General features: G+C 50.5%; 7 protein-coding genes. 6 read left to right on the top strand and 1 reads right to left on the bottom strand.

All coding sequences use genetic code 11. From position 1 onward, the window contains the following. Window positions 1-50: 50 nt before the first annotated feature. A complete protein-coding gene (locus JT718_RS17005; protein WP_205503986.1) occupies window positions 51-1,799 on the top strand; it encodes a phospho-sugar mutase in 1,749 nt (582 codons plus the stop codon). A 378-nt stretch (window positions 1,800-2,177) separates the two neighbouring features. Continuing rightward, window positions 2,178-2,597, top strand: coding sequence for a DUF4488 domain-containing protein (locus JT718_RS17010; RefSeq protein ID WP_205503987.1), 420 nt, complete (start codon window positions 2,178-2,180; stop codon window positions 2,595-2,597). 582 nt (window positions 2,598-3,179) lie between these two features. Here the strand turns inward: JT718_RS17010 and JT718_RS17015 are convergent. Next, complete coding sequence (locus JT718_RS17015; RefSeq protein WP_205503988.1) at window positions 3,180-3,560, bottom strand: hypothetical protein; 381 nt, start codon at window positions 3,558-3,560, stop codon at window positions 3,180-3,182. Between the two features lie 110 nt (window positions 3,561-3,670). Between JT718_RS17015 and JT718_RS17020 the strand changes: the two genes are divergently transcribed. The 4 genes from JT718_RS17020 to JT718_RS17035 all read left to right on the top strand — a co-directional run bounded on the left by JT718_RS17020 (window position 3,671) and on the right by JT718_RS17035 (window position 6,936). Then, window positions 3,671-5,125 (top strand): tyrosine-type recombinase/integrase, encoded by a 1,455-nt coding sequence (locus JT718_RS17020; protein ID WP_205503989.1) that lies wholly within the window; start codon window positions 3,671-3,673, stop codon window positions 5,123-5,125. 152 nt (window positions 5,126-5,277) lie between these two features. After that, window positions 5,278-5,793 (top strand): Imm27 family immunity protein, encoded by a 516-nt coding sequence (locus JT718_RS17025; RefSeq protein ID WP_205503990.1) that lies wholly within the window; start codon window positions 5,278-5,280, stop codon window positions 5,791-5,793. Between the two features lie 98 nt (window positions 5,794-5,891). Beyond that, window positions 5,892-6,395 (top strand): hypothetical protein, encoded by a 504-nt coding sequence (locus JT718_RS17030; RefSeq protein ID WP_205503991.1) that lies wholly within the window; start codon window positions 5,892-5,894, stop codon window positions 6,393-6,395. 94 nt (window positions 6,396-6,489) lie between these two features. Continuing rightward, window positions 6,490-6,936, top strand: coding sequence for a PilN family protein (locus JT718_RS17035; protein ID WP_205503992.1), 447 nt, complete (start codon window positions 6,490-6,492; stop codon window positions 6,934-6,936). The last annotated feature ends 181 nt before the right edge of the window (window positions 6,937-7,117 follow it).

Consider the following 7,117-nt stretch of genomic DNA (forward strand, 5'->3'; position numbering starts at 1 on the left):
TGTTTTGCCAGAACAACCCTTAAAACGCTTTGTCTTTTTACAACAGAACTATGGAAAACAATCTATCACTGGAGCCAGCCGTCTTATCCAAAGTGAACGCCTGGTTAGAAGGTGCCTATGACCAGGACACCAAAACCGAATTACAGCGCCTCCTTGACGGCCAGGACACCGACACCCTCACCGACTCGTTCTACAAAGACCTGGAGTTTGGGACCGGCGGCCTGCGCGGCATCATGGGCGTAGGCAGCAACCGCATGAACCGCTACACGGTGGGCATGGCTACCCAGGGCCTGAGCAACTACCTGCTCAAGTCGTTCCCAGACCAGCCCATCAGCGTGGCCATTGCGCACGACAGCCGCAACAACAGTAACTTTTTCGCCAACGTGGTGGCCGATGTGTTCAGCGCCAACGGCATTAAGGTGTACTTCTTCAGGGAACTGCGCCCCACGCCTATTCTGTCGTTCGCTATCCGGCACCTGGGTTGCCAGAGCGGCGTGGTGTTAACGGCCTCGCACAACCCCAAGGAGTACAACGGCTACAAAGCCTATTGGAACGACGGTGGCCAGGTAACCGCCCCCCACGACAAAAACATCATTGCCGAGGTGAATAAGATCCAGTCCATTGACCAGGTGAAGTTTACCCGCAACGAGGACAACATTGAGTACATTCTGGAGGAAGTGGACCAGGCCTACCTGGACAAGGTCGCCACCCTCTCGGTAGACCCCGACATGATCCAGCGGCAGAAAGACCTGAAGATTGTCTTCACCCCCATCCACGGCACGGGTATCACGCTGGTGCCCCGCGCCCTGGAGCGCTTTGGGTTTACCAACGTGCACGTGCTGGAGGCCCAGTCTACCCCAGACGGCAACTTCCCCACGGTAGTGTATCCTAACCCCGAGGAAAAGGACGCCATGAACCTGGCCATGCAGAAAGCCAAGGAACTGGACGCCGACCTGGTACTGGCCACCGACCCCGATGCCGACCGCGTGGGTATTGCCGTGAAAGACCAGCACGGCCAGTGGGTGTTGCTCAACGGAAACCAGACCGCCGCCCTGCTCACCTATTACATCTTGCAGGCCTGGAAAAAAGCCGGCAAACTCACCGGCAAGGAGTACGTGGTGAACACCATTGTGACTACTGATCTGATCAACCGCGTGGCCGAAGGCTTTGGGGTGGACTGCTATGAGACCCTCACCGGCTTCAAGTACATTGCCACCATCATGCGCGAGAAAGAAGGCCAGGCCCAGTACATCTGCGGCGGCGAGGAGAGCTACGGCTTCCTGGTGGGTGACTTTGTGCGCGACAAAGACGCGGTGTCTTCCTGCGCCATGATTGCCGAGATGACGGCGGCGGCCAAAGACCAGGGCAAGAGCCTGTATGAGCTCATGATCCAGATGTACATTGACTTTGGGTTTTACAAAGAAGACCTCATTTCCCTAACCAAGAAAGGCCACCGCGGCGCCCAGGAAATTCAGGAGATGATGCAGGAACTGCGCGAGAATCCGCCCAAGTCTATTGCGGGCTCAGAGGTAGTGGAGCTGATTGACTACAAAACCGGCTTCAGAAGAAACCTGCGCACCGGCGAAGAAACGGCCACCGGACTGGAAAGCTCTAACGTGCTCCAGTTCCTCACCCAGGACGGCACCAAAGTATCGGCCAGGCCATCTGGCACTGAGCCCAAGATCAAGTTCTACTTCAGCGTGCGCGAGCCCCTGGCCTCGGCCGGGGAGTATGAGCAGGTGAGCCAGAAACTGGACCAGAAAATTCAGAACATTATCTCAGACCTGCAGCTGAAATAAGCTTCTTAGATCTTACCTGAAAGGCCCTTTCTGAGAGATTCAGAAAGGGCCTTTTGTTTGGGCAGGTTCCGGCAGGCTGTCCCATTTACTGCTCCCAAACAATACTTGCTTCTATCTTAGAAACTTTATACCTTCCATAAAAATCCCCTTATATCCTGTGTCTGAGGGACATACCCAAACTAAAGCACCCCTCCGCCTCCACTGTGCAACAGTATAAGTTGCCTTTGCCACCAGAAAAGTACCCAACCATCTCCCAGGAAGCACCTATCTAAATAGCCTGCTACTAGTTGCCCTTCTTCGCTCCCCACCGGGCCCTAACCACTTGTGGGCTTAGAAATGAGACTACTTAGCCAATACTCATTTTAAAGAAGTAAAGACATGAAAACGAAAAGCGTCTTATTACCTTTTCTATTGATTGCATGGCTCTCCACCACAACCGCAGCACAAACCAATAAAGATATTCAAGGTACATGGCGGTTAATTTCTACTACCATCAAATTAGCCGATGGAGGGGAAACCCGATTGGACAGTGCGACACATAACCTCACCAAAACCATTACCCAGAACAGGATCATCTTTACCCTCTATGACAAGAAAACCAACAGCCTCCTGATTACTGGCCAAGGAAAAGCAAGCACAAAGGGCAACCAGTACACAGAGCACTTTGAACAGGCATCAGACAGATCCCTGGTGGGGGAACCCATGGTTTTTACTTACAAAGTACAGGGCAACAAGCTCTCCTATGAAGGGGGGAAAAAGGGCTTGCAGATACTTGAAGTATTACAAAGAATAGAATAAACGAACCCACTACAACACTATAGCCTCTTGCTCCCTTCAGGCAATCTTGAAGGAAATACCTCCCGGGATTAACGTCATGCAAAGGGTTGTTACATTTTCCTTCGGCATACAAGTGCTGTTTAGGGGCTCTTTTCTTTAAAAAGCCAAAGAAATGAGAACCCGTATGGTCCAGACCGAAGCAAGGAAAGGAAACATCCAGGGGAATGTGGAATTCCATTAGAGGTTGGTGGCGTAGGTCCTAGCTTAAGGGGCGATCACCTATTCGTGCCCGCAGCTATCCGGCACCGGGTACGGGTTAGAAGTAGCAGATGGGCCCGCACCCGGGGGGACAAGCTCTAACGCGCACCAGTTGCTCTTCCAAGGCGGCATTAAGGTATCAGGCGGGGCATTTGGTCCTGACCAAACCTACCTTCTGCTTCTGCGTTCAGAAGCCACCGGCCTTTGCTGAGGAATAGGCGCAGGAGAGCCAGAAACAGGACCAGAAAATCCAGCGGATTATCTCAGACCTGCAGCTGAAGTAACGGCTCTATTGCAAGGGTTGCAAGCCCCTTCCAGCCCCGCGCCGGAAGGGGCTTTTTGGGTTTAGGGACTGGCCTGCATGTACGGCTGAAAATTCACGATCAGCACTTTCTCCTCGGGCAGGAGCAGGTAGCCGTAATCATAGCAGAAGGTATAGGTGCTCCCCTTTTGCGACCGGTACACCGAGGTGAAATAATTAAAGTCAAACCCTGCCATTTCCAGCACCTGCCGGCGCAGGGTGGTTTTGCCCAGCGGGCTGGCCTTTTTCAGGATGGCCCGGTTCCGGCGCAGAATGGTGTTTACCCGATGGATGAACTGCTCGCCGGTGTTTTCGCGTTTGCTGGCGTTGTTGTAACAGGCCCGGCATTGGTCTGAGCAGAACCGTTTGTCTACCCGGCCTCTGAAAACATCGCCGCACTGGGGGCACATTCTGTCCTGAGTCATGGCATAGCCGTTTTTTTATCCGGGTAGACCCGTTTATAAACGGATCTACCCGGATAAAAAAACGGCTCCGGGAGAGGAAGGTTGTACTTTGAGGCCCTAAACCCCTGGCCATGACCCGCACACAGCATCAACTGCCTGTCCTGTACCTTAACCCGCTGGAACATGAGGGCAAATCGTACATCAGGCTGTGGTACAAAGCCCACCCCGGCATCAGCAAAAAACTGAAAACGCTCAGTCTGGTAAAGTACAGCAAAACCTACCGTTGCTACGTGATGCACCAGCGGCCGGAGGCCATAGCGCGGTTACAGCAGCAGCTGGAGGGCATTGCGTACGTGAGCAGCAGGTTCCTGCACCCGCCAAAGCGGCTCAGGCCCGGCAAGGGCACCACGGTGCTGGGCACGTTCCAGCCCTCGGCTCCGCTGGAGAAACAGACCCATTTGCCGGTAGTACGCCTCCAGCCCCTTCTGCACCAGGGAAAAGAGGTGATCCAGGTAAGTTTCAGATATAATACCGCCGTGTATAAGGCCCTGCGGCAGCAGCACGTGGCCAGGTGGTTGCCGGATGAGAAGTGCTTTGCCCTGGAGAACACGGCGGCCAGCCTGCACCGGCTGGCAGACGCGGTGGCCGGGGTTGCGCACCTCTGGGTATGCCAAACGCTGCGCATCAAAGACCTGCCCCTGCAGCGAAGGTTGTGGGAGCAGCAGTACCAGAAGAATGAGGGCTTTATTGCCTGCCCCCTGCCCTACCTTGAGAAACTGTACCTGCTCAATTACAGCCCCACCACCATTAGAACGTACCACAGCCTGCTGTTGCGTTTCCTGAACGGGCATGCTGCCCGCGGACTGGCCGCGATAGAGCACTTTACCGCCGACGAAGTGAATGGCTACCACCGGGGCATGGTGCAAAGCCAGCTGTATTCCTTTTCTTTGGTAAACCAGAGCATCAATGCCATCCGGTTTTATTACGAGCGGGTGCTGCAACGGACCGATCTGCGCTTTGCCGACCTGGAGCGCCCGGAAAAAGCGCACACCCTGCCCAAAGTCCTGAGCAAGGAGGAAGTGGCCAAACTGCTGGCCTCGGCCGAGAACCTAAAGCACCGGTGCCTGCTGCAGTTGCTGTACGCCGGGGGCCTGCGCATTGGCGAGCTCATTAACCTCAGGCTGACGGATGTGCAATCTAAACGGAACCTGTTGCTGATACGAGGCGGCAAAGGCAAGAAAGACCGCACTACGTTGCTCAGCCAGCGCCTGTTGGCGAGTTTACGGGAATACTACAAGGCTTACCGGCCCAAGGAGTGGCTGTTTGAGGGGCAGTACGGAGGACAGTACTCAGTAGACAGCGTTAGAAACGTGTTTAGGGCCGCCATGGAAAAGGCGGGTGTCCTGACAAAAGCCACCCCGCATACCCTTCGGCACTCCTTTGCCACCCACCTGCTGGAACAAGGCACAGACCTAAGGTACATCCAGACGTTACTGGGCCACCGCAGCAGCAAGACCACCGAGATTTACACCCATATTACCACGCATGCCCTGGACAAAATCACCAGCCCTCTGGATAACCTCTAAATTTTATTTACCTTGGGTCATAGAAAAAGCGGATACTCAACCCGAAGGTTGTTCAACAAGACCAAACCCAAACAGGACCTCGGCCCATAGTGCCAATAAGCCGAATAGGGTTCGGTTTATACAATAGTTGGTGGCAATGCATAAAATAAAAAATGAGAAGACTTTACAGCGATTCTAAGCTAATTGATGACCTTCTTCAGAAACTAAATCTTTTGGAAACTCTTGACGGTGGCTGGGCTGCAAAGTATCGCGATAATGAAAGCGGGGAGCAATGGTTAAAATATCAAATTAATTCTGGTTACCACGGTGGCGGGCAGACAAACCTCATACGGCTCCCTGAACCGACCACAGCCGAACTAATCGACATCGCTCTTAATTCAGAATTTGAAGATGAGGCTTTAGCAGCGTCATTTCGACTTAGGGACAATGAACAATGTCTGGATAAAGAATTCCGACTGGACCTAATTTACCGACTGAAAAGCTTAGAGATTCGAAAGCTATCAGGAAAAGAGAAAAGCAGAATAAAGTTGGTCATCACTACCTCCGCTCTTAACCGACTAGAAAACAGGAGAGAAATTATTGGAAAGAGTTCCAAAGAAATAGAAGAAGATTCTCTTTATTTCCAGAGAAGCGCAGAAGAAGCTAATTCCATTTTAGAAAAGCTATAGAATAGAAAAAGCACTACCACCAACATTGTGTAAACGGCATCTCGGCCGACGGCCTTCGCCGCCGCTTACACGAGACCGTTAGGCGCAAACAAAAAAAATTGGAAAAGCAGTACTACATAATTGAGTTGCAACTGGACAACCAAATAAAATACCTTATTTGGGTTCTTGATGAAGTTGACGGCTTGGTTACCGACCCTGCAACAGAAGAATTGCGACTTTTGACTTTCAGTGAAAAAGACGACCTGCTTGGGTTTGCCCAAAAGAACGGATTAGTCATAGAAGAGGACGAGCCTGCAAAGTACGACTTCGACATAATTGAAATTTGGATAAAGAACCCGACTGGATTTATCGATTGCAAAGAATTCCTAAATGCATGGAATTTGTTTACAGACGTGGTTACGACACTGAGAATTGAGTTTGAGGGAAATAAAAAAGAAAAAGTAAGAAGTCGTATCTACGACAAGCTTTTCTTCGGCAACAATATTCCAGCGATTACGCCAGAAGGTCAAGAGTATACTCCAGAGTGGACTGATAAAGAAATTGCCAGAGTTGCAGAGATAATGAAAGAAGGCTTAACAATTCTTAGAAAGAGCTTTCAGTAAAAGAAAAACGTCTGCGCCTAACAACGTGTAAACGCCAGCTTCGGCCGACGGCCTCGCCGCCGTTTACACAAGTCCGTTGGCACAAATTAATAAAATGACTGAAAAAGACTTAGCTGATTCAAAAGACAAGATTTTAGAATGTATTTCTAATAAGAACTCTTTAACTGTTAGTGCAATTTCTGAAATGACAGGAATTCAATTCGACACAGTCTTCTCATTAACAGGTGAATTAACAAAAGCAGATTTAATTAGCTCATTAAATGCTACTTCAAAAGCAGGAACTGAAAAAATATTAACAATTACTCCAGAAGGCCGACATTTCAAGAAGGTCAATAGCTATGCTAAATTATATGAGCAGAACTTATTAGAAAAGAAAGAAGCAAAAAAGAAGACACGCAGAGATTGGTTAGTTCAGGTAATTTCTGTTACAGTAGCTTTAGTTGGACTAGCTTGGGGTATTTATAAAGATTTACAATCTGACAAGAAAGACCAAAAAATTGAACAATTAGAAAAAGAAATAAAGAGGTTAAAAAATAACTAGTGCCAACAATGCATAAACGTCAGCCTTCGGCCGACGGCCTCGCCCGTCGTTTATACTAGACGAAATCTATGAGTAAAACAAGCGCTTATGGCTAGATTTTATCCAATCTGATCTCATACGGGGTGCCTCTTTTGACGACAGCCACGATCTGGTGGAGCAGCTTGTTCCTCACCGCGTTGAG

The organism is Rufibacter psychrotolerans (assembly GCF_016924645.1).
GTDB lineage: Bacteria > Bacteroidota > Bacteroidia > Cytophagales > Hymenobacteraceae > Nibribacter > Nibribacter psychrotolerans.

Coding starts and splice junctions, on each gene's coding strand:
- JT718_RS17005 (WP_205503986.1), top strand. CDS start 51: ATGGAAAACAATCTATCACTGGAGCCAGCCGTCTTATCCAAAGTGAAC.
- JT718_RS17010 (WP_205503987.1), top strand. CDS start 2,178: ATGAAAACGAAAAGCGTCTTATTACCTTTTCTATTGATTGCATGGCTC.
- JT718_RS17015 (WP_205503988.1), bottom strand. CDS start 3,560: ATGACTCAGGACAGAATGTGCCCCCAGTGCGGCGATGTTTTCAGAGGC.
- JT718_RS17020 (WP_205503989.1), top strand. CDS start 3,671: ATGACCCGCACACAGCATCAACTGCCTGTCCTGTACCTTAACCCGCTG.
- JT718_RS17025 (WP_205503990.1), top strand. CDS start 5,278: ATGAGAAGACTTTACAGCGATTCTAAGCTAATTGATGACCTTCTTCAG.
- JT718_RS17035 (WP_205503992.1), top strand. CDS start 6,490: ATGACTGAAAAAGACTTAGCTGATTCAAAAGACAAGATTTTAGAATGT.